The following is a 23,611-nucleotide window of genomic DNA, read 5'->3' as shown; positions in this document are numbered from 1 at the left end:
ATGGCTAGATATCGATCCGCATGATGCGATCCATGAGCCAGAAGCATCCCAGCAGCAGAACAAACAAAAAGGTGAGAAGCGCATACCCCAGCCCGCTGTACAACGGAGCCATATAGTCCGGCGCCGCGAATCCCAGAAAACCCAGAAACACAAACGGGACTGCCATCATAATTCGCGACTCCAGCCGCTTCTGCGCAAGCAGAATCTTGATCTCCCCTTCAACCGTCAGCTTGTCTCCGATAATCGTCGAAGTCCGCTTCATCACTTCCAATAGATCGCCGCCCGAGCGTTTGCAGGTCGTCAGCGCGTCCACGAACTGTGTCATTTCGTCAATCCGCGACCTTTCGTCCAGATCCCGAAGCGCCAGCTCCAGGGGGTCGAAATTGTCGAGGCGATGGCAAATGATCTGGAACTCCTTCAGCATATCGGCGCCGGAGTCCGAGTACAGCAGCTTCATATCCTCGAGAACTCCCCGAAACGAATTTTCCAGCGACCTTCCCGCCGCAAGCGAGGAGGTAAGGGAATACAAGGCTTCCTTGAACTGCAGCTTCAATCGGCTTCTACGGCGTTCAAGCAGGGCTTGCCGTCTCCACCTCGGGGTAAGCAGCCCCAGAACGGCTGCCGCTAGCGATATAGCAGCGGACTGATAAATCAAATAAAATGCCGCGTATATAACGACGGAGCCTGCGGCTGCAGCGAATGCGAGCTCCCTTCCGCTAAGCGTATATTCCGTATACCGGACGAGCCTGCTTCGGGACGGCCGTTGGGCAAGCATGCCTTCCCACCCGCTCCAAACCGCCGCTCTCCTCCATAAGGCAGCTCGTCCGCCTGTCGGCTTACCCCGCCCTGCCATCCGGCACCTCCTTGCCGGCCATACGGAGCTTATCCGTATTCCGCAAAGAATGGCCGGTTCTCTCCAAAGCTCCCGCGATACGGCCGCTCCGCCCCCCTTCCTCCCGGAAAACGAAGAGCGGAGAGAGCTGCACCTCACCGTTCTCTACACCCAGCACCTCGGATATTTCGGAGACCTTGCGGGTACGGTCCCGGAATCGGGACAAGTGAACCATAATATCGATGGCGGAGCCTATTTGCCCTCGAATTACCGGAAGCGGCAGCTCGGCCCCGCTCAGCACCATCGTCTCGAGCCGGCTTATCATATCCCTGCAGCTGTTGGCATGGCCGGTCGATATCGAGCCGTCATGTCCGGTATTCATCGCCTGCAGCATGTCGAGCGCCTCCGCGCCGCGCACCTCGCCGACGATGATCCGGTTCGGCCTCATCCTCAGGGACGCCCGAATTAAATCGCGAATCGTAATTTCGCCTTTCCCTTCCGTGTTCGCGTTCCTCGTCTCCATGGACACGAGGTTAGGAACCGAGTTGATTCGGAGCTCGGCCGAATCCTCGATCGTCACGATCCGCTCATCCGATGGAATGAATTGGGACAACGCGTTCAGGAATGTCGTTTTCCCCGTGCCCGTCCCGCCGCTAATAAAAATGTTATATTTAGCCTCCACTATGCCCCTTAGAAAGTGAACCGCCTCTTCCGTCAAAGCTCCCAGCTTAATCAGCTGATCCATGGTCATCGGCTCTCCCGGAAATTTACGAATCGTCACGCATGGCCCCTTAAGGGCGACGGGGGGAAGAACGACATGGACGCGCGAGCCGTCTTTCAGCCTGGCATCGACGATTGGCGACGATTCGTTCACCACTCTGTTGACGCTCGAGACGATCGACTGAATGAGATCCTCCAGCCTCTCCCGGCTCTCGAACGCACCGGGCATTCTCGCCATTACGCCGTGCCGCTCGACGAACAGCTCCATGTGGCTGTTGATCATGATTTCGCTAACGTCCGGATCATCCATGAGCGGCTGCAGGAGGTCGAGCCCCCGGAAGGAATGGAACAGCCTCTTCACGAGCTTCACCTTCTCCGACACCGTAATGGGATGGGATTCGCACCACTCGAATACAACCTGTTCGGTCTTCTCCATCAGCTCCTCATCCGACAACGAGCCTCCGAAGTCGATGCCGGAACGGATCCTGCCCCGCAGCTCGTATACCAGCTCATCCGACGGCATGCGCAGCTTCCCTCTCTCCTAGAGCATAGGTATACAGCTGATCCACCGCGGCGCGGTAAGAGGAGGAGGACAAGAGCGGATGATGCTCTCCCCTTCGCCATTCCGGAGCATCGGGGAGAGGCACGGGCGCATGCGCGACTCCGAAAGCTGTCTGCGCTTTCTCCCTGTTCCCCTCTGAGCGGTTGCGGACGATAAGCGACCGAGCCATGATGGCCGAGAAGCGTTCGCCCCACTTCTGCTGGCCGAATCGCAGCAAAGACGACTGCTTCGCGGCGCATGACGGTTCGTCGTTTACGACCCATAAATTCCGGTCCGCGTAAGCCAGCAGAGCAGCGTGCAGCTCAGTCATGTTCTCGTCCAGATCGACAATGACAAGATCGTATTGACCGCCGCCTGCGATGGCTTCCACGATTGCGATCGCGTCATCCGCCTCCAGAGACAGCCTGTCTTCGGCGTTGCGGAATCCTGCGATATAGTCGCACTTGAGTAGAGGATGATATCTCCTTCTCCCCGCGATCCACTTCGTACTATCAGGCTCCCCCGTCTTCAGCTCGTATAAGAGCTCCGACAATCCGTCGCCAAGCTCACCAGCCGGTTCAAGCGCATGAAGCCAGAGTCCCGACGTGTCCCAGCGCTCCATATTCAAATAAAAGGTTTTCTGGCCTCTCGCTGCCGCCGCATTCGACAAATGGAGTGCCAGCGTTGTTTTCCCCACGCCCCCGGTTGCGGAATGAATCGTCACGATTCGCGTCCCGGCTCCTTCCGAACGCGGGGGCGAATCGCCCATCCGTCCGCTCAGCCTGCCGAACTGCTCCGCCAGTCCTTTAAGAAGCACGGGGAGCGCCTGAAACTGCATCAGCTCGGCATCCCCGCCGCCTTCGCCGGGCTTGCTTACGAGAGCCACGGACGGAACGGCGGACAGCTCCGGCCGAAGCTCCCTCAGAAGCTCCGATTCCGCTGCAATTAAGTCGATGGCGTATCCCTGCTTCGCGTATTGCTTGCATGCGCCGGGATGCGTAAACGCCGCTACCTGCCATCGCTCGCCAAATGCACTGCCGCGGATGTAATCCGCCAATCTTCTTGTATACTCCTTCTCCTTGGCCACTACCGCCAATTGAAATCGCTTCAGAACGACTCCTCCCCTCGAAGTCCGCACGCAAAAAAAGCACCGCCAAGGCGCAGCAAGCTGCTGCCTTAACGGTGCTTCCGTGGTTTTGTATGAACTTGCTATAGAATTTACCATAGCCCGGAGACATTCGTCAACCACTCTTAGTGAAAATACAAGCTAATTTCCCGCGCCGCGTTTTCGTCCGAATCGGAGCCGTGGATGATATTGCTTGCTACATCCGTGGCATAGTCGCCCCGGATGGTACCCGCCGATGCATCCGTCGGATTGGTTGCCCCAATGAGGGAACGAGCATTTTGAACGGCGTCCTTGCCCTCGAGAACCATCGCGAATACCGGCCCCGAGGTAATAAAATCAACCAGCTCTCCGAAAAAAGGCTTCGTGTTCAAATGCTCGTAATGCACCTCCGCCAGCTTTCGGTCCAGCTTTGTCAGCTTGGCGTCCACGATTTTAAAGCCCTTTTCTTCAAATCTCGCGACGATTTTACCGACTAGACCACGCTCTACGCCATCTGGTTTGACCATAACAAACGTTTTATCCATAGTTGTGACCCCTCCATCTCTATATGGTATTGCCAATTATTTACTCAACCATTCAATGATAATGCCTGCCGTTTCTTCTATCGCGCGATTCGTTACATCGATGACCGGACAATTCAAGGCGGCCATAACGGAGGAAGCGTAATCCAGCTCCTCTCTAATTCTATCCTGGCTGGCATACTGCGCGGAAGCGGGCAGTCCCAGCGCCTTGAGCCTCTCGGTCCGAATCTCAAGCAGATGCTCCGGCTGCATCGTAAGCCCCACGATCAGCCGGCCGGCCTCCTGCCTGAGCAGCTCCTCCGGCGGATTGACCTCCGGCATGAGCGGCAGGTTCGCCGTCTTAATTCCTTTGTGAGACAAGAATACGCTAAGCGGCGTCTTGGACGTGCGGGATACGCCGATTAACACAACCTGCGCTTGGACGAGCCCTCTCGCGTCCTTTCCGTCGTCGTATTTCACCGCGAATTCGATCGCTTCGATCCTGCGATGGTACGCTTCGTCGATTGAATGCAGAAGCCCCGGCTCCCTTCGCGGGAAGCTGCCGAACGTATCGACGAACGCCTGCATCATCGGGCCCATCACATCGACGGCACGGACGCCTCTCTTCACCGACTCCTCGCGCATCAGCTCGCGAAGCTCCGGCTGAACCAAGGTGTAGCTGATGAACCCGCCCGTTTTGGCCGCTTCCTTGACGATTTTGACGATTTCGTCTTCCGTTCGGAGATGGCCGTAACGTTTAATTCTCACCTGTTCGGACGAAAATTGACGAAGCGTAGCCTTAGCTACCGCCTCCGCCGTTTCCCCTACGGCGTCCGAGCAGACGTATATCGTTTGTTGAGTTGTCATTCCGGTTCCCCCAGTTCCCGAGCTGTCGCAATATCCGATAATAGGGCGATCAGGTTCGACTTCGACACCCATCCCGCGACGACGGGATTTTGCGATGAATCCGCGGACGGCATAAGAACCGGAAGACAGTCGACTTGATGCTGCGACATCTTCCGAATGGCATCCATCACCGTTTCGTCCGGCGCAAGCGTCACGATATTAGGATAACGCGTCATCACCATACTGACCGGGATAGAGGCCGCGCCCGCGTTCCCTAACGTAATTTTCAGCAGATCCTTCGGCGTCACGATTCCGGCGAAACGCTTATCCTCGTTCACGACGAGCAGCGTGTCCGCATTCTCCATGAACAAAGTGATGACCGCGTCATGAACGGACAACGAATCCGGGATATTGACCGGTACCCCCTGTACTTCGCGCACCTTCATGCTGTTGAAGCGCTGCAGCGGCTCATGGCTCGCGCGGAACGTATTTCCGAGGAAATATCCGACCTTCGGTTTGGCATCCAGCATGCCCAGCATGACCAGCAACGACAAATCCGAACGCAATGTCGGACGGCTTACGCCCAAATATTCCGCGAGCTGTTCTCCCGTCACCGGGGCATGTTTCTTCACCAGCTCAATAAGCTCCAATTGTCTGGATGAAAGCTGTATGATTGTCCCCTCTTTTCTTATATGAGTCACAATTCTAGTTAATAGGAAGATATCTCCTTAAGTAACATATCATAATTGTAATTATTGTACAATATATTGCTGAATTATCGCATAACGATATATAAAAAAAGCCTGAACGCGACTTCTGTCGCATTCAGGCCTACGAGCCTTACTATTTTTCTTCCGTCATCTCCAAGAACAGCCGCACATCCTCCGCCGTCAGCGAGACGGCATCCCGCCAGAACGATTGCTCCTCGAGGTTGACGCCTAGATGCTTCTCCGCCAGCTTCTCCACCGTAAGCCTGCCCGTGTCCCGCAGCAGGGCCACGTATTTCGGCGCGAATGAGGCGCCTTCCTCCAACGCTCTCGCATACAGTCCCGCGCTGAACAAATAACCGAAGGTATAAGGGAAGTTATAGAATGGAACATCCGTCAAATAAAAATGCATTTTGGAAGCCCAGAAGTGCGGGTGCGCCTCCCCGAGTGCGTCCTTGAACGCCTCGCGCTGCGCTCTTTCCATCAGCTCGTTCAATTCGCTAACCGTCACAAGCCCTTCCTTGCGGCGCTCGTAGAACCGTTTCTCGAACAGCAACCGGGCGTGAATGTTCATGAAAAACGCGACCGAGCGCTGGATTTTGTCTTCCAGCAAGCCGAGCTTCTCGTCTTCCTCCTTCGCGGCCTTCATCGCCCTGTCGGACACGATCATCTCCGCGAAGGTCGATGCCGTCTCCGCCACGTTCATCGCATACTCTTGGGCCAATCCGGGAAGATCATTCATGACGTGCTGGTGGTAGGCATGCCCAAGCTCATGAGCCAGAGTCGAGATATTGCTGGCCGTACCGGAATACGTCATAAAGATCCGGGTTTGGCCTCTCTTCGGGAATGACGTGCAGAAGCCTCCCGGTCGCTTGCCGTCCCGGTCTTCGGCTTCGATCCAGCCATCCCGGAACGCCATTTCCGCGAAATCAGCCATCGCAGGGTCGAATGCACGGAATTGCTCCGCGATGAACCTTGCTCCTTCATCGTAGCTCACGGTTCTCGTGGCGGATCCGATTGGTGCGTCGACATCGTGCCAATCCAGCTTTTCGATGCCTAATAGCTTGGCTTTACGCTCCAAATAAGGCAGCAGCGCCTTCTTGCCTTCGTCGATCGCGTCCCACATGGCATTCAGCGTCGCTTCGCTCATGCGGTTGATTTGGAGCGGCTCCTGCAGTACGGAGCTCCAGCCCCGGTTCTCGTACAGCTTAAGACGGAAGCCCGCAATCCGGTTCAGCGTGTCCGCGCTGAGATCGGCCACCGATCCCCACACGCGCTCCCACTCCGCGAATGCAGCTTGCCGAACCGAACGGTCGCTGTCCGAGAGACGGTTTGCCATCTGACCGGCTGATAGCAGCCTCTCCTCCCCGTCCGCACCCGGCGCCCGGAACTTCGCGCCCGACACGATGAGATTGTAGAGCTCTCCCCAGCCATGGTAGCCGTCGATCGCAAGATCTCCGGCGAGCGCCTCCAGCTCGGGAGCCAGCTTCAGCTTGGCGTGCTCTCTTCTCTCATTTAAGTTGAAGGAGATCTCCGCCAGCTGCTCGTCTCGGAGCATGCCGCTCCAAGCATCGTCCCCGATGTCTCTCAGGATATGATCGAACCGCGTCATCGCCGCAAAAAATTTTGCCGATATATTTTGCACCCGGTTGTTTAATCCGATCGCTTCCAGATCGCGAACGTTCTGCGCAATCAGACATTCGACGAACGATTGCGACTGCCTTAAGCTGAGGAGCACCTGCTGCGACAACGCCGTCATCCGCTTCACGCTGATAAGAGACGAAGCTTCTTCTCCAGCAAGCAACGAGTAAAGCTCCGCGATGCCCGACTCCATTCCGGCAAGCTCTTCCGCAAATTGTTCCGAGCCCGCTCCACCCGGGTAAATCGCATCCAAATTCCATTTCATCGGGTATTGACTCATTCGTCATACGCCTCCATTCCATTCATGTAAATGCCGATATGTATACCGAAAACAAAGATGAAAAAAACCGAGCAGCCTCCGCAAAGCATTTGCGCAGTTCCCACTCGGCAGTGTATAACTTTATTATATCCATATAGGAGGCCTTGCACCATGTCCAAACCGTTGCAAATATCGCCCGAAACCGCCATCAAGCTTTCGGAGCAGCTGAATATCCCTCTCGAGCATCTGATGCACATGCCGAAGCACATTCTGCTTCAGAAGCTGGCTGAGCTTGCCAAAAAAGAAGCGGAAGCGTCCTCGGAGAAACCGGAATGATGCTCCCGTTCGAGAACGCCTGGCCTTATGAACTCATCATGGGCGACATCTATGTCGCGAGCTGCCCGTTCTGCAGCGCGGAGAACGTGCTGCTTAACTTAAAGCCGTCCGAGCTGCCGGACATTCATGACGGCAAAAAAAGACTTCTGGTCTTCCCCTGCTGCCACGGCCGGGTAACGGTCATCGATGCCGATCAAGACTACCTTCTGACGGATAGCCCGCTCGCCAAACGAAAACGTTAAACGCCGGTGCCGCTTGGCATCCGGCGTTTGCTCCGTTTAGGCGTTAGCTCGCCTCCGTTACCGCGGAGTGGCTGCGCCGCTTCTCTTCCGCCTCTTCGCGAATCAACTGCCATTGCTCTCTGCAAGCCCGAATCATGGCCGCGTCCATGATCTTCTTGTCGTTCACGACGCGCGAGAACCACTTGATAGCGTCGTTATTCTCCCCGATCCTGCGGTGCAGCTCCCCGATGAGAAACATGAGCTTTGCGTTGTTAAGCGAGACGCCTTCCGTCTCGAATACCTTTATGTAGGCGTCCAACGCATATTTCAAGAAACGCTGTTCCTCCGTCTCATTGCTCTCATAACGGTACAGCCATGCGATATGGTGAAGAATGCCGGCAATGACGCGGTCAGAGGCTCCGGTCGCCTGCGCCGTGAGCAGCGCGAGCTTATAAGTCACCATCGCCTGCTTCGCCGTTCTGGGGCCGCCATAGTCCTGTCCCTTCCAATTAACCCCGATGCGCTCGAAATAGCTTTGCTTCTGCATGTCGTTCAATTTCTCAAGACCGTTCTCGGTCGACGCGAAACCGCAACCCGGGCATACGCGAACCACGTAGAAATCCGGATTGATGCCATTGTTATAGTGACCGCAAAAGTCGGAGTCGACAGATGAAGCTCTCTTGAAACTCGGGCGTACTCTTGTTGTCTGAAATGTCGTTTCACAGCATATGCATACGATCTTCGACTCGTATAGCGGTTCCATAACCTTCACGTCTCCTATTCGGTCGTATTAATGAAATGGTGTGCGGGTCCCGATAATCGGTCCAATACAATCTCGCGAAGCTCCTTCTCAAGACCTACCTCTTCAAGCGCCCTGCTCATGCAATCGAGCCAGGCTTCGGCCCGCTCGGGCGTAATCGGGAAGGGCAGATGCCGCGCCCTCATCATAGGGTGGCCATGTTGATCGGAATATAGGCTGGGACCGCCAAAAAACTGAGTAAGGAACTGGTATTGCTTCTCTATAACGGGATCGATATCAGCGGGAAACAATGGGCCTAACAACGGATGCTTCTGAACCTTCGGGTAGAAGGATTCGACTATAGACCTAATCGCTTCGGCTCCCCCCATCGCTCCATAAAGGCTTATATTCCTATTTATCATCATTTCCATCTCCATTGTGTAGGTATTTAGTATTATATCATAACTTTATCATGAATGGGTCTATTTGAACAAAAAAAATAGCCCGTATGCGCAGCACACGGGCGTTGTTGATGGTCAAATATCCGCTGGGTTTAAGCTTCGTATTCCTCTTCGTTCGGAGCCGAGATGGACTCCTTGATGACGTAGACAAAAGCGCAGACCAAAATGCCGGCGATAATACTCATACTCATCACTCCAACCGTTTAAGAATGATTCTATTGTACCATAAACCAATGCGAAATCCAGCTTTTTTGGAAACGTTTTCTTTGTAAATATTTCAAGCATTATGAGAATCCTGTGATGGATGTCCCTCCCCTGACATATAAGTAGGAATAGAGCCTGTACACGTATTCCGCAGACCGCCATATCAAGGGAGGCCTCCGATGCTTCGAACGATAGTCCATCCATTGTCAATTACAGCACTTGTTGCTTTCATTATTGCCGTTCTGATGGCTATATATCCCACCGAGACGCTGCATTCTTCGCTCCGGGGATTATCCATCTGGTGGGAAGTTCTTTTTCCTGCTTTGTTTCCTTTTTTCGTGATTTCCGAGCTGCTGCTTGGATTCGGCATCGTGCATTTTTTCGGGAAGCTGCTCGATCCGTTGATGCGCCCCCTGTTCCGGCTTCCCGGCATTGGAGGGTTCGTCGTTACAATGGGTTATATATCGGGTTATCCCGTCGGAGCCAGACTAACGGCACAATTATGGGCCCAGAGACTGATCAATCGAACGGAAGGGGAGCGGCTGGTCGCGTTCACGACGACCTCCGATCCCATCTTCCTTATTGGCGCGGTATCCGTAGGCTTCTTCCAGAATGCGGCCGTCGCTCCAATCTTGGCCGCCGCTCATTACGGCGGCGGACTCGTAATCGGGCTGCTGATGCGCTATCATGACCGCGGCAAGGAAGTCCCTACAGATGTATTACCCCAAAAGACCAATGATCAACCGGATCCTGCGCAAGAGAAAGGCAGAGTGCGCCGAAGCAGGCTATCGGTTGCCCTTAAGGCGATGCATGAAGCGCGGCTGCTGGACGGCCGCGGGCTCGGCACGCTGCTTCAGGACTCCGTACAATCCGCTCTGCGGCTTATGATCGTCGTAGGGGGACTCGTCGTATTCTTCTCCGTCGTGATGGAGATGCTGACGCATGCCGGTCTTGTGGAAGCTCTATCGGAGGCGCTTCGTCTTCTCTTCACTCTTATCGGCCTGCCTGCTCCTCTCGCCGACGCGACCATCTACGGCATATTCGAGGTTACTCTTGGGGCAAGAGCCGCAGGCACCGCAGGCACGGGCCTCATGCACCAGGTAGCCATCGCGGCTTGGGTGCTCTCCTGGGGAGGATTGTCCGTCCACGCGCAAGTCGCGAGCTTGCTGAGCCGGACGGACCTGCGTTACAAGCCGTTCTTGCTGGCGAGGCTCGCGCACGGTTTGATCGCCGTCGCTCTGGTCTATGCGCTTTGGGGATGGCTGGCGCCGTAATGTCCAAATCCCGCCATTCATTGAATTCGAGGCCATTTTCCGATATAGTCAGAGGTATGACCGTATTGATCGGAAGGAGAATGTTGACATTGAAGTACGCCGTAATCGACAGGGGCGACGAGCGCTCCAAAACGCTTGCCCAGCAGTTTCATGACCTAGCCGCAGAACGGGGATTTGTCCGCCATGAATCCCGTCCCGACATGGTCATCTCCATCGGCGGCGACGGCACGCTTCTGCAGGCCTTTCACCAATATGTCGACTGTATCTCCGATGTCTCGTTCGTCGGGATCCACACCGGCCATCTCGGGTTTTATGCGGATTGGAACGCGGACGAGCTGGAAGAATTGGTCCGCCACATGGCCGAAGAAACGCCGCGCATGGTCCGTTATCCGCTTGCCCAGATCGAGGTGGAGACCAGCACCGAGACGCTGCACTACTTGGCTTTGAACGAATTTACGCTAAAGGGCGTCGACGGCACATTGGTCGCCCAGATTAACATTAACGACGAGCTGTTCGAGATGTTCCGCGGAGACGGCATCGTCATTTCCACTCCCTCGGGCAGTACGGCCTATAACAAAAGCTTGGGGGGCGCAATCGTACATCCTTCCATCGAATCGCTGCAAATCGCGGAGATCGCATCTATTAACAATCGCGTGTTCCGAACGCTGGGCTCTTCCGTGCTGCTGCCGAAGCACCATCATTGCGATATTATTTCGAAGAAGGAGCAGCGGATCCAGCTCAGCATCGATCACCTCAATATTACGTATACAGACATCCGTTCGATTCGCTGCAGCGTCGCGTCCCGTAAGGTAAGCTTCGCCCGTCACCGTCCGTTCCCGTTCTGGGAACGCGTCCGCGAGGCGTTCCTCGGCTACGACGTACGTTAACTTGTTCGGGTAACAACGCAAAGACGCCGGATCGCTCTTCTTAAGAGCGTCCGGCGTCTTTGTTGTTCGAATGCGGCCGATTCGGATCCGATGAGCCGGCCGATTCATTGCTGGACGGCTTCATCGGCTTCTTGCCTTTCTGATCGCCGCCTCCGCGGTGTTTGTTCTTGAAGTGATGCTCCCGGCGTCTTCCGCCTTGCCCCTGTCCTTGCCCTTGCGCTTGCTCGGAACCGGCATTCTGCTGCTGGCCTTGCCCCGAGCTCTGGCCGGCTTGAGCCTGGTTTTCGTTCCGGCCTCCGGAGCGTCCCCTGTTGTCGCTTCTCTGATGCTGGCGGTATCGATTCTGCAGCGGACGATGTTCCTTCGGAGCGGCTTTTGGCGCCTCGGATGCGGAAGCCGTCTCCGCGGCGGATGCGACGGCTGCGGATTCCACCGCCGCCCGCAGATCATAGCCTTCCAGACGAACCGCGTCATCCCCATACTCCGCGTCTAGATCCAGATCGTCTTCATTCATTTCCGCGCGGCCGCCGCTCTTCTTCTCTAGAATGAAATAGGCGCATCCGAAATTGCAGTACTCGTTAATATAGTCCGAAGCGGCGGAATACACGCTGTCTTTGGTCGCTTTCTGATGATTATCGCGGAAGAAGCCCTTCAGTCGCAGCTGGTTGTAGCCCCAATCGCCGATGATGTAATCATATCGCTCCAGTACCTCGCTGTACCGGTTGCGGAAGGCTTCGGGATTCCAGCCGTTTCTATTCTCATGGATAAGCTCGTACGATTTGCCGCCAATATGAATCAAAGCCATGGATACACCTCATTTCCTCGCGTCGGCTGGTTATTTGGCGCCGGCGCTTGCGCAGGAGCCCGACGAATCCGTTCCATAGTAATCTGGAGCAATCGCGACCTCTTCCGCGGCCATCGCCGCATGCGCGGAATCCGTCTGCTCGTGCGCATGGTAAGAGCTTCGAACAAGCGGTCCCGATTCCACGTGGCGGAAGCCGCGCTTCTTGCCTTCTTCTTTCAGCGCCTTGAACTCGTCCGGATGAACGTAACGTTCGATCCGCATATGCTTCGGCGTAGGTTGCAAGTATTGGCCAAGCGTCAGAATATTGCAGTCTACCGCGCGAAGGTCATCCATCGCTTGCAGAATTTCATCCCACTCTTCTCCAACGCCAAGCATGATGCTGGATTTCGTAGGAATTTTCGGTTTCATCTCTTTGGCCCGGCGGAGCAGCTCCAGGGATCGTTTGTATTTCGCTTTCGCGCGGACGCGGTCGGACAAACGCTCAACCGTCTCGATATTATGGTTCAGAATATCCGGATTCGCGTCCATGACGACCTGCAGGGCATCCCAATTCCCCATGAAGTCCGGAATGAGCACTTCCACGCGGCAGAATGGCAGCCGCTTGCGAATGGCCCGGATCGTGGCCGCGAAGATCGAAGCGCCTCCGTCTTTCAGATCATCGCGGGCAACGGACGTTACAACGCAGTGCTGCAGACCCATTTGCTCCGCGGCTTCCGCCACGCGCTCCGGCTCCGCCGTGTCCAGCTCCGTCGGCATCCCTGTCTTGACCGCGCAGAAGCGGCACGCGCGCGTACAGATGTCGCCCAGGATCATGAATGTGGCGGTCCGATTCGACCAGCATTCGTAAATATTAGGACAACGCGCTTCCTCGCAGACGGTATGCAGCGTCTTCCCGCGCATCATTTCTTTAATCTCGGCATAGTTGCCGTCAGTTGTTAATTTTATGCGAAGCCAGTCCGGCTTTTGAAGCTTCTCGCGTTGTTTCATTCCACATTCCCTGCTTTCACGTTCAGTTATAAGTTTACGGCATTGCCAACATTATAACATGACTATTGCCCAAAAAGTAATGACAAGCCGAGCGGAATACGCCATAATCCATAGTTTATCGGAATATGATCCATCGCATATTGAGATGCGTATGGCTGCTTTGAGTATATTGCACCTGCCCAACCGAGGAACGGTTTCCCAAATCGGACGCAGCTCCGCTGGATATTTTTCGTTCTTTTGTAAATCCTACCTCTATGTCCGTCATGCTTCTGAAAGGGTGAGACGATTGAAGGTATGGATGAAGGCGGTGGCCGCGGCGACGGCTTTGTCGCTTATAATAAGCCCGGCGGGGCCCAAGACGGCCCATGCCCGCGCCGCGAACGAGAAGGCTGCCCGGCTCGAAGCGACGGCAGACGCTCAGGCTCAAGCGGCGAATCCGCTTGACGCAAGAAGGGAATTGTACGACAACATCAGCACCGTCACGGGTGTCGAGTGGTACTGGGTCGCGGCAGTCGACCAATACGAGAGGACCATTACGAAAGCGCGGCCCAAAGCGCGGCAGCTTCTTGGGCAGACGGTCGGCGTGTTCATCGAGCCCGAGCGCTGGGCGGGCGAGCTGAACCCCGATAGCGAAGACACCCAGCCCGTATCGATCGGGTGGTTCAATGGGATCGGCCGGGACGGGGACGGCAACGGATTTGCGGAGCGTACTAGCGATTTCGACCTGCTGTACTCGCTCGTCACGTTCGCTTCCGTGCAGGGAACAAACGACGTGCGGTTCCCGATCGGGCTGTGGGAGTATTACCGTAACGGCCGAGCCGTCCAGCGCATCGAGCAGTTCGCCAAGATGTACAAGCACTACGGTAAGCTGGATTTGTTCGAGCATGCTTTTCCTGTTCCCATAGGCTCAACCTACTCCTACAAGGATACATGGGGAGATAAGCGCGGCTGGGGCGGCAGACGCGTTCATGAAGGGACCGATATATTCGCGGGGCATGGCACCCCGGTTCGCAGCACATGCTATGGCGTTATCGAGATCAAAGGCTGGAACAAATACGGCGGCTGGCGCATCGGCATTCGAGACCTGAACAACCATTACCACTATTACGCCCATCTGTCCGGCTTCGACAAGAAGCTGAGCGTGGGCGATATCGTCGAGCCGGGCCAAGTAGTCGGCTGGGTCGGATCCTCCGGCTACGGCAAGCCGGGGACGAGCGGCAAGTTCCCGCCGCATCTGCATTACGGCATTTACAGCGACCGCGGCCTCATCGAATGGGCCTTCGATCCCTACCCCCATCTGCGCAGATGGGAGCAGCAGGAGCGCAAGCGGCTGCGTTCCAAGCGCTGACGCGGCGACGCTTGCCGCCTCTACCAAAAATCCCGAGCAATCCAGGCCACAAGGCCTGAACGCTGCGGGATTTTTGGTTTATTCCGTCTGCATCTCGAAAACCTTATCGTCGAAGCCCTCCGGTGCTCCGGGATCCGGCGCAATCTCCGTTCCTTCCTCCGAACTCTCTCCCGGACTCGTCGTCACGCCGGATCCCCCGGGGGACAGAGGAACCGAAATGTTAGGCGCTTCCGGCGCATTCTCGCCAACAGGCTTGCCGCTGCTGTCGTAGTAATACATCGGCACATCGCCGACGACCATCAGGTAAGAAATCGGAATTTCCGTCTCGACGAGCTCCGGCTCCGAATCGAACGGGATGATGATCGACACTTCGGCAACCACTTTAATGTATACCTCGACAAGCACCATATTGATCGCGGCATTCCGCTCCCGCGTGTTCAGTTCAACCTTCACCGCGCCTACCGGCTCGAACTTAACCGGCACCCTCGGGCCGAACGATGAAATAATCGCGCTGTTCAGCGCATGGCCAATCGGAATATGCTCCGGGATGTCTTTGATTTCGCTGAACGTATTTTGCACCGTTTCGATCGTCTCCGACGTGATGCTCATATGCTCGGCGTAATTGAGCATGAAGCCGGATATTTTGCCGTCGCCGTTCATCTTCCAGTCGATCAGCTTCTCGGATTCGGACTTGCGGGCGACTTGCTCCGATATCGCTTTGTTGATCGCCTGCGTCGCGACCTGCTTCACCCTGACCCTCGCGATGTTCATGAGCGGCTCCTTCAAATTGCTTTCAATAAAAATAAACGACGGCACGAAAAACAGGAGCATGCAGACAAGCATGATCAACAGAAGGTTGCGTTTGCGCATTTTCCTCCTCGGCCGCGGTTCGTTAGGTTTGGAGCCCCAGGAGGAGACCTGCGCCTTCCTCGGACCGCCGAAATTGAAGGAGAAGAGCGGCCCTCTCCTTCGCCAGCCTCCGCCTGATTTCGCTGCAGCGGGCCTCGTCCCCCAGCCGCCGCCTGCCGATGTACTTCGGCTCGCGCCCGAGCCCCACTTCACGCCCGTGTTCCTCGTGGCTGAAGACTTCGGCCTGCCGCTTCCCCAGCTGATGGTCTTCGTCCTTCGAAAGGAGCCCCAGCTTCTCGCCGGACGGAACCGCCAGCCTTTCCTTCCCCATCTCGCCATGTGATCCCTCCCATCCGCTCGTCCTTTCGCAATAATTGCGTGTTCAAAAAGTCTGGTTTTCAGCACCGAGAAGATTGGATGAAACTAGGAAATGAGGAGCGCAGCGTAGTGGAAGCTACGTGAGCACCGGAAGTTCCGGTTGAATTCAATATTCGATGTCGAGCAAACTTCCTGGTATACCTCGTGATCAAAACCGGACTTTTTGAACAACCTCTATATCATTCTTATGACGGGATGGGACAAAAAAGAAGGCCTGCCTACAAGGCAAGCCTCCCTCTACATTATCCGACCAACGATTTGATATAAGCGATATTGTCGCGAAGCAGCGTCTCCGTCGGCGCCGAGCCGCTGAAATCCTCGAAGCTGAGCCAGCCGTCGTAGCCAATTTCCTTCAGCGCGGCGATCACCGTCGGCCAATGCACGGCGCCTTCTCTGAGCGGTCCCCATGCCGAGCGCCAGACCGGCGCGTGGTCAGCGCTGTCGGTTGCCGGCACCGACGCGTCCGTACGCTGCCAAACAGCGTTTTTCACATGGACATGGCCGAGGTACGGCCCTAGTATTTCCAGACCCATCTTGTACTGCTCGAAGCCTTCGTGCACCATGTTGCCCGGGTCGTAAATGACGCCGATCCGATTCGGGTCGAAGCCGTCGACCAGCCGCCGCGCAGCCGAAGCGCTGGACGCGATATTGCCGTGATGCACCTCGATCATTGCCTTGACGCCATGCTCCGCGCTCAGCTTCTCCGCCTCTTGTAGGTAGCTTCTCGCTTCCGCGAATAAAGCGTCGTACGGGCGGCTTCGGTCGTAATTCGGCACGCCGATGCGGATGGAAGGAGCACCGAGCTGCTTCGCCGCTTTCATCGCCCGTTCCGTAGCGGCCAAATCGCCGCAGCCGATATAGGAAGCGAGGTTAGGCGCCTCGAGACCAGCCGCGTCCATGAGCGCGCGAATTCCCGCCAGCTCTTCTTCCGTAGAATCCGCCGGCACCGTAGATAGGTTGTTGCCCCAGAAAGAAGGCTGCTCGTTCTTTTTGCTTGGATCATTATTCGTAAAGCGCCATTCCACGCCTTGGTAACCGTATTCCTTCAGCAGCTGCGCCGTGCGCTCCAGCGAGCAGTCCGGCGTCATCACCGTAAATATCGCGTATTTCATCATTCCATCTCCTTTGCCCGTTTGTCCTCATCTTACCACGGGCATCGGCGACAATCTTGGATGCGCTTTGCCTGTTGTCGTCCTCCAATTGACTGTGGTTGTTCTATATGCCGATTTGCGCTAGACTAGAGGGCAGTATGGCCTGTAAGCAGCCAAATTGACCAGGAGGAGGAGCGCCGACATGTCGATAAATCGCCGCTTGATGACCGATACCGACTTTCAAGAAGCTTTGGACCGCTGTACCCGCATTCGCGTATTCCAGGACAATCAGATCGTCGACGCCAGCTCCGTCATCGTACGCTTCGACGACCGGACCGTCGTCACGCAATCCAGCGTCAGCGACCTGATGTACCACAAACGGGCGGAATGCGAGTTTTTTGATTTGCGGAAAAAGTAGATCGCTTAACGCCGCTTTGCGCAGCGTTCCGGAGCAGCCGCGGCCGATTGGGCCGCGGCTGCTTTAGCGTTGTCCGAGGTTTCGGTTTCTTGCCGCTAACGGCACGCGACATCGTTATTGAACAAGCCAGCTACTCTTCTGGACGCGTAACGACACAATGTATCGTTATCGCTCCCATTCGCGGCCCCCACGCGCCAATAACCACACGTGGCATCGTTACGGAACAAGCTAGCTACTCTTCTGAACGCGAAACGATTTGCGGTGTCGCTTTCAATCCCATTCGCGGCCCCTACGCGCCAATAACCACACGTGGCATCGTTACGGGACAAGCTAGCTACTCTTCTTGATGCGTAACGACATGCGGTATCGCTATCGCTTCCATTCGCCGTTCGCGCGTAGGTTGCCCGCGCTTACCGCCGTAACCAAGCTAATCCTCCGGCAGCTGCCGTACCCGCAAATCGCGGGTCATGAGCAGCTTCGGGTACAGCATGCTGAGGAGCATGCTGGTCATCGCGGCCGATGCGGCATGCGAGAAGAGGATCAGGATCTGGTAGCGGACCGCCTCTACGGGGTCCGCGCCAGCGATGATCATCCCCGTCATCATGCCCGGAAGCTGGACAAGCCCGACGGTCTTCAAGCTGTCGATCGTCGGGATGAGACTGAACTTCACGGCCCGCTTCAGCGCGCCCTGCAGCGCTTGCCCCGTCGAGGCGCCGAGCGCCAGCAGCGTCTCGATCTCGCCGCGCGACGACGCCAGCTCGCGCCGGACCGACGTCGTGAACAAACCCGCGACCACCATTGCGTTGCCGATCGTCATGCCGCTGAGCGGAATGATATATTGCGGCGTCGGCTCGATGAGCCCCAGCCCGAGCAGGAACAGCATCATGAACGCTTCCATCGAAGCGATCGTCAGGGCAATGCGCCAAAAGACGCCGCTCATCCCTTTGCCGCGCTTCGCCGCGTTCCACGACGCGACCGCGATCATCACCCCGATAATGGCGACAATAAACCCGATATGATCCGTCTCGAACACGTAGTGTAGCACATAGCCGATCGCAAGAAGCTGGACTGCCGCGCGGATGCAGCTGATCGCGATGCTTCGCTCCAGATCGAGCTTCTTCCAATAAGAGACGAACATCGTAATAAAAACAAAAACAAGCGTAAAGCTCAGCGCCAAGAGCGTCATCGCGCCACCCCGCTCTCTGTGATCCGTCCGCCCGCCAAGGTCCAATGCACAGGCGCCACCCGATGGGCTTGCTCCGGCTGGTGCGTCACCCAGATGAGCGTAGTTCCTTCGGAGCGATGCCGTTCCAGGAGCAGCTCCTCCACGTAACGGCTATTCTCTTCGTCCAAAGAAGCGGTCACCTCGTCCAGCAGCAGAACCTGCGGTCTCAGCAGCAACGAGCGAACAAGCGCCAGCCGCTGCTTCTCGCCGCCGGAGAGCTCCGTCGCCTGCTTAGCACCAGGCATCCCGCCGAGCCCGCAACGCTCCATCAGCTCCGACGCGAGCCGCTCCTCGTAGGTCGCCCCATGAAGACGGCTGACCGTACGCAAATTAAAGTCGACCGTGCCCGGCAGCATAACGGCTTGCTGAGCTACATAGCTGACATCCATCCTCCACTCCCGAATATCCGATTGCCGGAACGATTGCCCGTTCAGCCGCACATCCCCCTCGTCAATCGTCTCCAAGCAGGCCAGCATACGAAGGAGCGTACTTTTCCCTTGCCCGGAAGCTCCCATCACGGCAATGCTTGCCGGCTCGCGGATGACCGCCGATAGACCGTGAAACAAAGTCCGAAGACCGCCCGCTTCATCGGTAGCGATCCGCTTCCCTAAACCCTCGATTTCCAATAAAGCAGCCAAATCCTCAATCACCTACAGTTTCTATTTTCATCTAAAATTGAACATACCGCTTATCCCCCAGGAATGCAACGCGTGATGTTCAGCTCGCGCTCCTAATTGATTAATCCCCTCTCCGCATCAACAACAAAAAACGGCCCCCGCCGTCTTTCCCGGCAGGGGCTCCAAAGCGACAATAACCGCGCATCTCAATACACTTCAAGCTCCGACACCTGCGCGGCCGGCCAGGCGCTGTTCGACGTAATGGTGACGCGAACGTGCCGGACTTCGGCCGCATCGTCCAACACGATCTCAATCCGGTTATCCGATTGCGGATCGTACGTGTAAGGAGCGGCAGTCTTCAAGGACGTAAACGTCGTACCGTCCGCGCTCCCAAACACTTCGATGTCTTGTACGCGCCGCTCCCACGCATCCTGCGGAGGCAGCCGCAGCACGACCTTGCGAACCGGCTTCTCCTCGTCGAGATCGACCGTGAGCGACTGCGGAAACTTTTTGGCCGTGCTCTCCCAATACGTGAAAGGATCGCCGTCGACCGTCAGCTTCGGATCGAACGCTTTATCCGTCATAGACGTCCCGACGACAGGCTGACCGAGCGCCATATTCACCTCCAGTTTCACCTTCTCGAACGTCTCTGTAGCCATACTTGGCTCCTCGGAGCGGGCCAATTCGACGTAAGCCACCTTCTGCTCCTTAACCAACGCGACATAGTCGAACAAAACGTACTCGCCCTCCTCGGTTACCCGGAGATCCGCAAGCTTCTCCCCGTCCGCTCGATGAACCGAAGCAACCGCATGCTTCCAGCCTTCGCCTTTCTTCACCTTGAGCGTCGTATCGGAGCCGATCGGCTGATAGATCCGTACCGCATCTCCCGCACGCGCTTCGACCAGGAGATGATCGCCCGGATCCAGCACGAGCCCGTTATAGCGGGAGTAGTTGCCCGCCCGGACGCCGCCTTCCTTATTTCTAACATCGAAGCCTCCCGGGGACAAAGCAAACTCGCTATTCAGCTCGTAAGTACCTGTCTTATCCCAATTCGCCGTGACCGTATGCGTGCCGAAGTCCGTCCGGGTCACCGACTCCGTCACCTGCTCGAAGTCCGTCACGAGCCGATCGACGTAATCCGCAAGCACGTATTGCTGGAAGACGCCAACCGCGTCCACCCACGGACTACTTACCCCGTTGTAGAAATCCGCGCTAAGGTTGTAACCCATCGCGAGATTCCAACGCAGCATATCCAGGTCGTCCGTCATCGTCTCGCTTGCTAGATTGTGATGATAGAACATCACCTTATCCCGCATGAGCAGGCCCGACAACGGATAATAGTCCGTGTAAGAAGCGGTGTTCTTTCTGTAGCCGAGCAGATCCCACAAGTACGTCGAGCCCATGAATCCTACCGAATCGTCCGCAAGCACGTCCGTGCCGTCCTCGATGTACATGCGGTGTTCCGCCGCCGCGAAGTAGTCTCTTACGCCTTGGAAATACGAGGTCGAAGGATCCGTCCCATCCGACAACGTCGCATTGAACACGTACGGCGAATTGCGAATGCCCCATTGATCCTCGAAAATACCGTCGAAGCCGCCTTCCTCCAGCAGCCTGCGATGCTCCTCCGCCGTCCGCTCCCGGAAGAAAGGATGGCCGGTATTCACGACGTACCCGGAATGCGCCCCGTAATCCTCCTGCATCAACGCCTCGTTTTCCTTCTTCACCACTATGTCTTCCATCGTCGTGCCGGACGGCAAATTCGCGAGCGTCGGCGAATTCACGCCCCACCAGCTCATATTCGTATACGGAACGACGATATTCCCCTTCGAACGCGCGTTGTCAACGAAGGCGCGGAACGCCGCATCCCCGCCCCATGCCGCGTCGGGCGGCATAAAGTTCGGGTAGTTCTCGTCATGGCCGCCGGTCTGGAAGCCGACCAGATGGATCATGCCGTTGTAGTTCATCTCATTTATATAATCGCTCGTCAACCGATCCCAGCTCGCATCCTTAATCGCCGAGATGTCCGTCTTGTACAGCGGCATCCCGAAATACTTCTTTGCTTCATCCCCGAGCTTCTCGTCCAGCGAGCGATATTCGTCGATGCCGTTCAGCTCGCGGTAGCTCAAGATCGATTCCTTATAATCGCCGCCGACCTCCAGCACGACCGTCGGACTCTCCCATTTCTGCTCGGCCTCGATCCACGTGCGGTAATTGTGGACGAACGACGTTTTGCCGGCGTCGTTAATCTGATGCTTGTAGCCAAGCTCGGTCAGCGGCGTCTTGCCGCCGTCCAGGTCGTACATCGCAAGCGAGCCCGCATCCGTGCGCATCGCCAGATAAGAGGCGAACATGACTCCCGGATATTGATCGGCGAACGAGTTGCTCTCTTGGAAGAAAGCTTGCTTCAGCTTCGCGCCCGGCAGCATCGGGAGAATGGCATCCTGCACCGCGTCCTGCTCAACCTTCAGCTCGTACGGGAACCGGAACGTCTTCACCGTCTGCCCCGTACCGTTCGCCAGCACCGCGCTCATCTCGATTCGTTTGCCGTCCCCGAATCGGACGTCGACGTCCACCTCGAGCGGTCCGCCATAATGCAGCCGCAGCAAGCCGTCGCGTCCCGACCAGTCGTAGGAGAAGCTCTTCGAATCCACGCTCTGCACGGAAGAATCATCCCCCAGAACCGCCAGCCACAAAGCTTCGTTGCCAAGGGTCAAGCTTCTATCCATTCCCTTCTCCTTCATATAAGCGATGCCGCCGTTCCCCGAATCGAACGCCATCTCGTACCCGTCATGGCTGACCACCAGCAGCCCCTGTTCCTCCAGCACCTTCATCTCGGCCTTGCCCCCCGAACCAAACACGATCCACAAGATCGCGGCGCAGCCAACCAATAACGCAACAGCGGCTCCGGCCCCGAGCATTCCCCGCTTTGCCATCTCCCCACCCCTCCTTGTATACGGAAACGGGGCCGCCCGCGTAGATGCACCATCTACAAACGGACAACCCCGCTCTGCTTATCCTATGGTTGAATCGTATCGTAGAACTTCTCCTGCACGAGCTTCGCCGTCATATCGAGCTGGGCTTTGATGTCCACGCCTTCCTTGGAGAACACTTCCTGGATGACGTTCGTCATCGCGCCGTAATAATCTTGCGTGTTGAACTGCGATTCCGGTTTGCCGTCGATCAAGCCGAGCGTCTCTTGGCCGTATTGGTAGACGTTGTCGTGCTTTCCGAACAGCTCCGTCACCTTTGCGCCGTATTCGGAATCGGATTTAAAATATTGCAGAACGGCCGGCACGTAGAACTTGTTGTCCGCTTTGCGCGCTTGAATGTTCTGCTCCAGCGACTCCAAGCCTTTGTCGGAGAAATAATCGAACGTCGCGTAACGGAACGCGATTTCCTGCTCGTCTTTCGTCGCGTTCGGGTTGATGACGAGGAAGTCGCCGCCGAGCACGCCGTAATGCTTGCCGCCTTTCTCGTAGGCCGGGATCGGATAGACAAGAATGTCGTCAGGCGACATGCCCCCTTGGTTCAGGCCTTGATCGACAGGACCGTCCGGACCCGCGATAACCATGGCCGTTCTGCTTTGCGCGAACGCGCTGACCGCGTCGCCCCAGCCGAGTGCCCAATCAAGCGGAATCGCGTTTGCTTCCCATTTCAGCTGGTTGTAGTACTCCATCGCCTTCACGCCCGCGTCCGAGTTGAACGTAGCCGTTACTTTGCCGCCGTCCACGCTTTGAATGTCGCCGCCAGCCGTGAACAGGAAGTTAGTCCAGTTCCAGCCGGCCTCGTTGCCTTTGCCCATCGGCGCGATGCCGGAGATGCCGGCGTCCGGATCGGATACCGCCTTGGCGGTATTCAACATGTCTTCCCAAGTCCAGTCGAATGGAGGAATCGCGATGCCTTTTTCATCCAGCATTTTTTTGTTCACCGCGACGCCGGTCGGGTAGCCGCGCTGCGCGATGCCGTATACTTTGCCGTCCACCGTGAACAGGTCCTGCAGGACGGGGTTCATTTGGTCCTTGAATTCATAATTGTTGAACAGCTCGGTAATGTCGGCCGCCCAGCCCTTCTCCGCCAGAAACTTGCCCTCGGAAGCGTACGTGTTGAACAGCGTCGGCGCTTCGTTCGCGCCCATCTTGATGCCGATCTCGTTCGGGTTATATTGCCAATCGCTTTTGATCACCTCAACGTTCGGGAACACCTCGTTGAAGCGTTTGATCTTGTCGTCCTCCAGCGCTCGGTCCTCTACGCGGTCCGGCGTCGGATAATAGATGCTGATCGATACCTTCTTCTGCGTAATGTCTTCTTCGGCGGGCGGGGCGCCCACGTCGTTCGAAGGCGCGGCGCTTGGATCCGAGCCCGGCTTGTTCGCGTTATTGCCGCCGTTGTTGCCGCTGCAGGCGGCGAGCAGGAGCGTCAGCGACATGACCAGAGCCATCATCATGGAAAACTTGCGCATTTCGTTTATCCCCTTTTCGTCTCAAATTTGCTTACACGCTCATCATAATGGAGGCGCCGCCGCTAGAGCGATGTGCAGTTCTATTCGGATCATGTGCAGATTTACGTTTTATAATCGCACACATAATTCCAGATACGGAT

23 protein-coding genes are annotated in these 23,611 nt (G+C 56.4%); 6 read left to right on the top strand and 17 right to left on the bottom strand.

The window, feature by feature from the left end:
- Window positions 1–4 precede the first annotated feature (4 nt).
- From NQZ67_RS00490 to NQZ67_RS00460, 7 genes are all read right to left on the bottom strand, one after another.
- Window positions 5–853, bottom strand: a complete 849-nt coding sequence (locus tag NQZ67_RS00490) for a type II secretion system F family protein (RefSeq protein WP_257441828.1) — start codon at window positions 851–853, stop codon at window positions 5–7.
- The gene (locus tag NQZ67_RS00485) at window positions 837–2,075 is read right to left on the bottom strand and encodes a TadA family conjugal transfer-associated ATPase (protein ID WP_257441827.1); all 1,239 of its coding nucleotides are present in this window, start codon (window positions 2,073–2,075) and stop codon (window positions 837–839) included. The genes NQZ67_RS00490 and NQZ67_RS00485 overlap by 17 nt, the downstream gene beginning before the upstream one ends.
- Window positions 2,062–3,231 (bottom strand): P-loop NTPase family protein, encoded by a 1,170-nt coding sequence (locus NQZ67_RS00480; RefSeq protein WP_257441826.1) that lies wholly within the window; start codon window positions 3,229–3,231, stop codon window positions 2,062–2,064. Before NQZ67_RS00480 ends, NQZ67_RS00485 begins: the two co-directional genes overlap by 14 nt.
- A 113-nt stretch (window positions 3,232–3,344) precedes the next feature.
- Window positions 3,345–3,743 carry a nucleoside-diphosphate kinase gene (ndk, locus tag NQZ67_RS00475; protein ID WP_257441825.1) on the bottom strand — a complete coding sequence of 133 codons (399 nt, stop codon included), beginning with the start codon at window positions 3,741–3,743 and terminating at the stop codon, window positions 3,345–3,347.
- Window positions 3,744–3,779: 36 nt separating this feature from the next.
- Complete coding sequence (locus tag NQZ67_RS00470) at window positions 3,780–4,586, bottom strand: pyruvate, water dikinase regulatory protein (RefSeq protein WP_257441824.1); 807 nt, start codon at window positions 4,584–4,586, stop codon at window positions 3,780–3,782.
- A complete protein-coding gene (locus tag NQZ67_RS00465) occupies window positions 4,583–5,266 on the bottom strand; it encodes a helix-turn-helix transcriptional regulator (protein WP_371825249.1) in 684 nt (227 codons plus the stop codon). The genes NQZ67_RS00470 and NQZ67_RS00465 overlap by 4 nt, the downstream gene beginning before the upstream one ends.
- Before the next feature lie 142 nt (window positions 5,267–5,408).
- A complete protein-coding gene (locus tag NQZ67_RS00460) occupies window positions 5,409–7,193 on the bottom strand; it encodes a M3 family oligoendopeptidase (protein WP_257441823.1) in 1,785 nt (594 codons plus the stop codon).
- A gap of 150 nt (window positions 7,194–7,343) precedes the next feature.
- On the opposite strand from NQZ67_RS00460, the gene NQZ67_RS00455 reads away from it, so the two are divergent.
- Together NQZ67_RS00455 and NQZ67_RS00450 are read left to right on the top strand one after the other, a co-directional pair.
- A complete protein-coding gene (locus NQZ67_RS00455) occupies window positions 7,344–7,508 on the top strand; it encodes a YycC family protein (protein ID WP_257441821.1) in 165 nt (54 codons plus the stop codon).
- Window positions 7,508–7,750, top strand: a complete 243-nt coding sequence (locus tag NQZ67_RS00450; protein WP_257442388.1) for a hypothetical protein — start codon at window positions 7,508–7,510, stop codon at window positions 7,748–7,750. Before NQZ67_RS00455 ends, NQZ67_RS00450 begins: the two co-directional genes overlap by 1 nt.
- A gap of 43 nt (window positions 7,751–7,793) precedes the next feature.
- On the opposite strand, the gene NQZ67_RS00445 is transcribed toward NQZ67_RS00450, so the two are convergent.
- Window positions 7,794–8,492 (bottom strand): DUF2225 domain-containing protein, encoded by a 699-nt coding sequence (locus NQZ67_RS00445; RefSeq protein WP_257441820.1) that lies wholly within the window; start codon window positions 8,490–8,492, stop codon window positions 7,794–7,796.
- 14 nt (window positions 8,493–8,506) lie between these two features.
- Window positions 8,507–8,893 carry a globin domain-containing protein gene (locus NQZ67_RS00440; protein ID WP_257441819.1) on the bottom strand — a complete coding sequence of 129 codons (387 nt, stop codon included), beginning with the start codon at window positions 8,891–8,893 and terminating at the stop codon, window positions 8,507–8,509.
- A 419-nt stretch (window positions 8,894–9,312) separates the two neighbouring features.
- Here NQZ67_RS00440 and spoVV point away from each other — a divergent pair, with 419 nt between their 5' ends.
- Window positions 9,313–10,407: a dipicolinic acid transporter SpoVV gene (gene spoVV, locus NQZ67_RS00435; RefSeq protein ID WP_257441818.1), complete on the top strand. Its 1,095-nt coding sequence runs from the start codon at window positions 9,313–9,315 to the stop codon at window positions 10,405–10,407.
- A gap of 89 nt (window positions 10,408–10,496) precedes the next feature.
- Window positions 10,497–11,294, top strand: a complete 798-nt coding sequence (locus NQZ67_RS00430) for an NAD kinase (RefSeq protein WP_257441817.1) — start codon at window positions 10,497–10,499, stop codon at window positions 11,292–11,294.
- A gap of 40 nt (window positions 11,295–11,334) precedes the next feature.
- Here the strand turns inward: NQZ67_RS00430 and NQZ67_RS00425 are convergent, their stop codons facing one another.
- Both NQZ67_RS00425 and lipA read right to left on the bottom strand, forming a co-directional pair.
- The gene (locus NQZ67_RS00425) at window positions 11,335–12,099 is read right to left on the bottom strand and encodes a YutD family protein (protein ID WP_257441816.1); all 765 of its coding nucleotides are present in this window, start codon (window positions 12,097–12,099) and stop codon (window positions 11,335–11,337) included.
- Between the two features lie 30 nt (window positions 12,100–12,129).
- Window positions 12,130–13,086 carry a lipoyl synthase gene (lipA, locus tag NQZ67_RS00420; protein ID WP_257441815.1) on the bottom strand — a complete coding sequence of 319 codons (957 nt, stop codon included), beginning with the start codon at window positions 13,084–13,086 and terminating at the stop codon, window positions 12,130–12,132.
- 298 nt (window positions 13,087–13,384) lie between these two features.
- On the opposite strand from lipA, the gene NQZ67_RS00415 reads away from it, so the two are divergent.
- On the top strand, window positions 13,385–14,434 hold the full coding sequence (locus tag NQZ67_RS00415) for a M23 family metallopeptidase (RefSeq protein ID WP_371825254.1): 1,050 nt from the start codon (window positions 13,385–13,387) through the stop codon (window positions 14,432–14,434).
- Window positions 14,435–14,512: 78 nt separating this feature from the next.
- On the opposite strand, the gene yunB is transcribed toward NQZ67_RS00415, so the two are convergent.
- Both yunB and NQZ67_RS00405 read right to left on the bottom strand, forming a co-directional pair.
- The gene (gene yunB / locus NQZ67_RS00410) at window positions 14,513–15,622 is read right to left on the bottom strand and encodes a sporulation protein YunB (protein ID WP_257441812.1); all 1,110 of its coding nucleotides are present in this window, start codon (window positions 15,620–15,622) and stop codon (window positions 14,513–14,515) included.
- A 281-nt stretch (window positions 15,623–15,903) separates the two neighbouring features.
- Entirely contained in the window at window positions 15,904–16,773 is an 870-nt protein-coding gene (locus NQZ67_RS00405) for a sugar phosphate isomerase/epimerase family protein (protein WP_257441809.1), read from the bottom strand.
- Window positions 16,774–16,954: 181 nt separating this feature from the next.
- Here NQZ67_RS00405 and NQZ67_RS00400 point away from each other — a divergent pair, with 181 nt between their 5' ends.
- Window positions 16,955–17,170, top strand: coding sequence for a hypothetical protein (locus tag NQZ67_RS00400; protein ID WP_257441806.1), 216 nt, complete (start codon window positions 16,955–16,957; stop codon window positions 17,168–17,170).
- A 427-nt stretch (window positions 17,171–17,597) separates the two neighbouring features.
- Here NQZ67_RS00400 and NQZ67_RS00395 read toward each other — a convergent pair whose 3' ends face one another.
- The 4 genes from NQZ67_RS00395 to NQZ67_RS00380 all read right to left on the bottom strand — a co-directional run bounded on the left by NQZ67_RS00395 (window position 17,598) and on the right by NQZ67_RS00380 (window position 23,471).
- On the bottom strand, window positions 17,598–18,356 hold the full coding sequence (locus NQZ67_RS00395) for an ABC transporter permease (RefSeq protein WP_257441805.1): 759 nt from the start codon (window positions 18,354–18,356) through the stop codon (window positions 17,598–17,600).
- Complete coding sequence (locus tag NQZ67_RS00390; protein ID WP_257441804.1) at window positions 18,353–19,033, bottom strand: ABC transporter ATP-binding protein; 681 nt, start codon at window positions 19,031–19,033, stop codon at window positions 18,353–18,355. Before NQZ67_RS00390 ends, NQZ67_RS00395 begins: the two co-directional genes overlap by 4 nt.
- A gap of 185 nt (window positions 19,034–19,218) precedes the next feature.
- Window positions 19,219–21,945, bottom strand: coding sequence for a discoidin domain-containing protein (locus NQZ67_RS00385; protein ID WP_257441803.1), 2,727 nt, complete (start codon window positions 21,943–21,945; stop codon window positions 19,219–19,221).
- An 83-nt stretch (window positions 21,946–22,028) separates the two neighbouring features.
- Window positions 22,029–23,471 carry an ABC transporter substrate-binding protein gene (locus NQZ67_RS00380; protein ID WP_257441802.1) on the bottom strand — a complete coding sequence of 481 codons (1,443 nt, stop codon included), beginning with the start codon at window positions 23,469–23,471 and terminating at the stop codon, window positions 22,029–22,031.
- Between the last annotated feature and the right edge of the window lie 140 nt (window positions 23,472–23,611).

Source organism: Paenibacillus soyae (assembly GCF_024623455.1).
Lineage (GTDB): Bacteria > Bacillota > Bacilli > Paenibacillales > Paenibacillaceae > Pristimantibacillus > Pristimantibacillus soyae.
The sequence above is the reverse complement of the archived record's forward strand: the minus strand, read 5'-3'. Positions and strand labels throughout refer to the sequence as shown.

Coding starts and splice junctions, on each gene's coding strand:
- NQZ67_RS00490 (WP_257441828.1), bottom strand. CDS start 853: ATGGCAGGGCGGGGTAAGCCGACAGGCGGACGAGCTGCCTTATGGAGG.
- NQZ67_RS00485 (WP_257441827.1), bottom strand. CDS start 2,075: ATGCCGTCGGATGAGCTGGTATACGAGCTGCGGGGCAGGATCCGTTCC.
- ndk (WP_257441825.1), bottom strand. CDS start 3,743: ATGGATAAAACGTTTGTTATGGTCAAACCAGATGGCGTAGAGCGTGGT.
- NQZ67_RS00470 (WP_257441824.1), bottom strand. CDS start 4,586: ATGACAACTCAACAAACGATATACGTCTGCTCGGACGCCGTAGGGGAA.
- NQZ67_RS00460 (WP_257441823.1), bottom strand. CDS start 7,193: ATGAGTCAATACCCGATGAAATGGAATTTGGATGCGATTTACCCGGGT.
- NQZ67_RS00455 (WP_257441821.1), top strand. CDS start 7,344: ATGTCCAAACCGTTGCAAATATCGCCCGAAACCGCCATCAAGCTTTCG.
- NQZ67_RS00450 (WP_257442388.1), top strand. CDS start 7,508: ATGCTCCCGTTCGAGAACGCCTGGCCTTATGAACTCATCATGGGCGAC.
- NQZ67_RS00445 (WP_257441820.1), bottom strand. CDS start 8,492: ATGGAACCGCTATACGAGTCGAAGATCGTATGCATATGCTGTGAAACG.
- NQZ67_RS00440 (WP_257441819.1), bottom strand. CDS start 8,893: ATGATGATAAATAGGAATATAAGCCTTTATGGAGCGATGGGGGGAGCC.
- spoVV (WP_257441818.1), top strand. CDS start 9,313: ATGCTTCGAACGATAGTCCATCCATTGTCAATTACAGCACTTGTTGCT.
- NQZ67_RS00425 (WP_257441816.1), bottom strand. CDS start 12,099: ATGGCTTTGATTCATATTGGCGGCAAATCGTACGAGCTTATCCATGAG.
- lipA (WP_257441815.1), bottom strand. CDS start 13,086: ATGAAACAACGCGAGAAGCTTCAAAAGCCGGACTGGCTTCGCATAAAA.
- NQZ67_RS00415 (WP_371825254.1), top strand. CDS start 13,385: ATGAAGGCGGTGGCCGCGGCGACGGCTTTGTCGCTTATAATAAGCCCG.
- yunB (WP_257441812.1), bottom strand. CDS start 15,622: ATGGCGAGATGGGGAAGGAAAGGCTGGCGGTTCCGTCCGGCGAGAAGC.
- NQZ67_RS00405 (WP_257441809.1), bottom strand. CDS start 16,773: ATGAAATACGCGATATTTACGGTGATGACGCCGGACTGCTCGCTGGAG.
- NQZ67_RS00400 (WP_257441806.1), top strand. CDS start 16,955: ATGTCGATAAATCGCCGCTTGATGACCGATACCGACTTTCAAGAAGCT.
- NQZ67_RS00395 (WP_257441805.1), bottom strand. CDS start 18,356: ATGACGCTCTTGGCGCTGAGCTTTACGCTTGTTTTTGTTTTTATTACG.
- NQZ67_RS00385 (WP_257441803.1), bottom strand. CDS start 21,945: ATGGCAAAGCGGGGAATGCTCGGGGCCGGAGCCGCTGTTGCGTTATTG.
- NQZ67_RS00380 (WP_257441802.1), bottom strand. CDS start 23,471: ATGCGCAAGTTTTCCATGATGATGGCTCTGGTCATGTCGCTGACGCTC.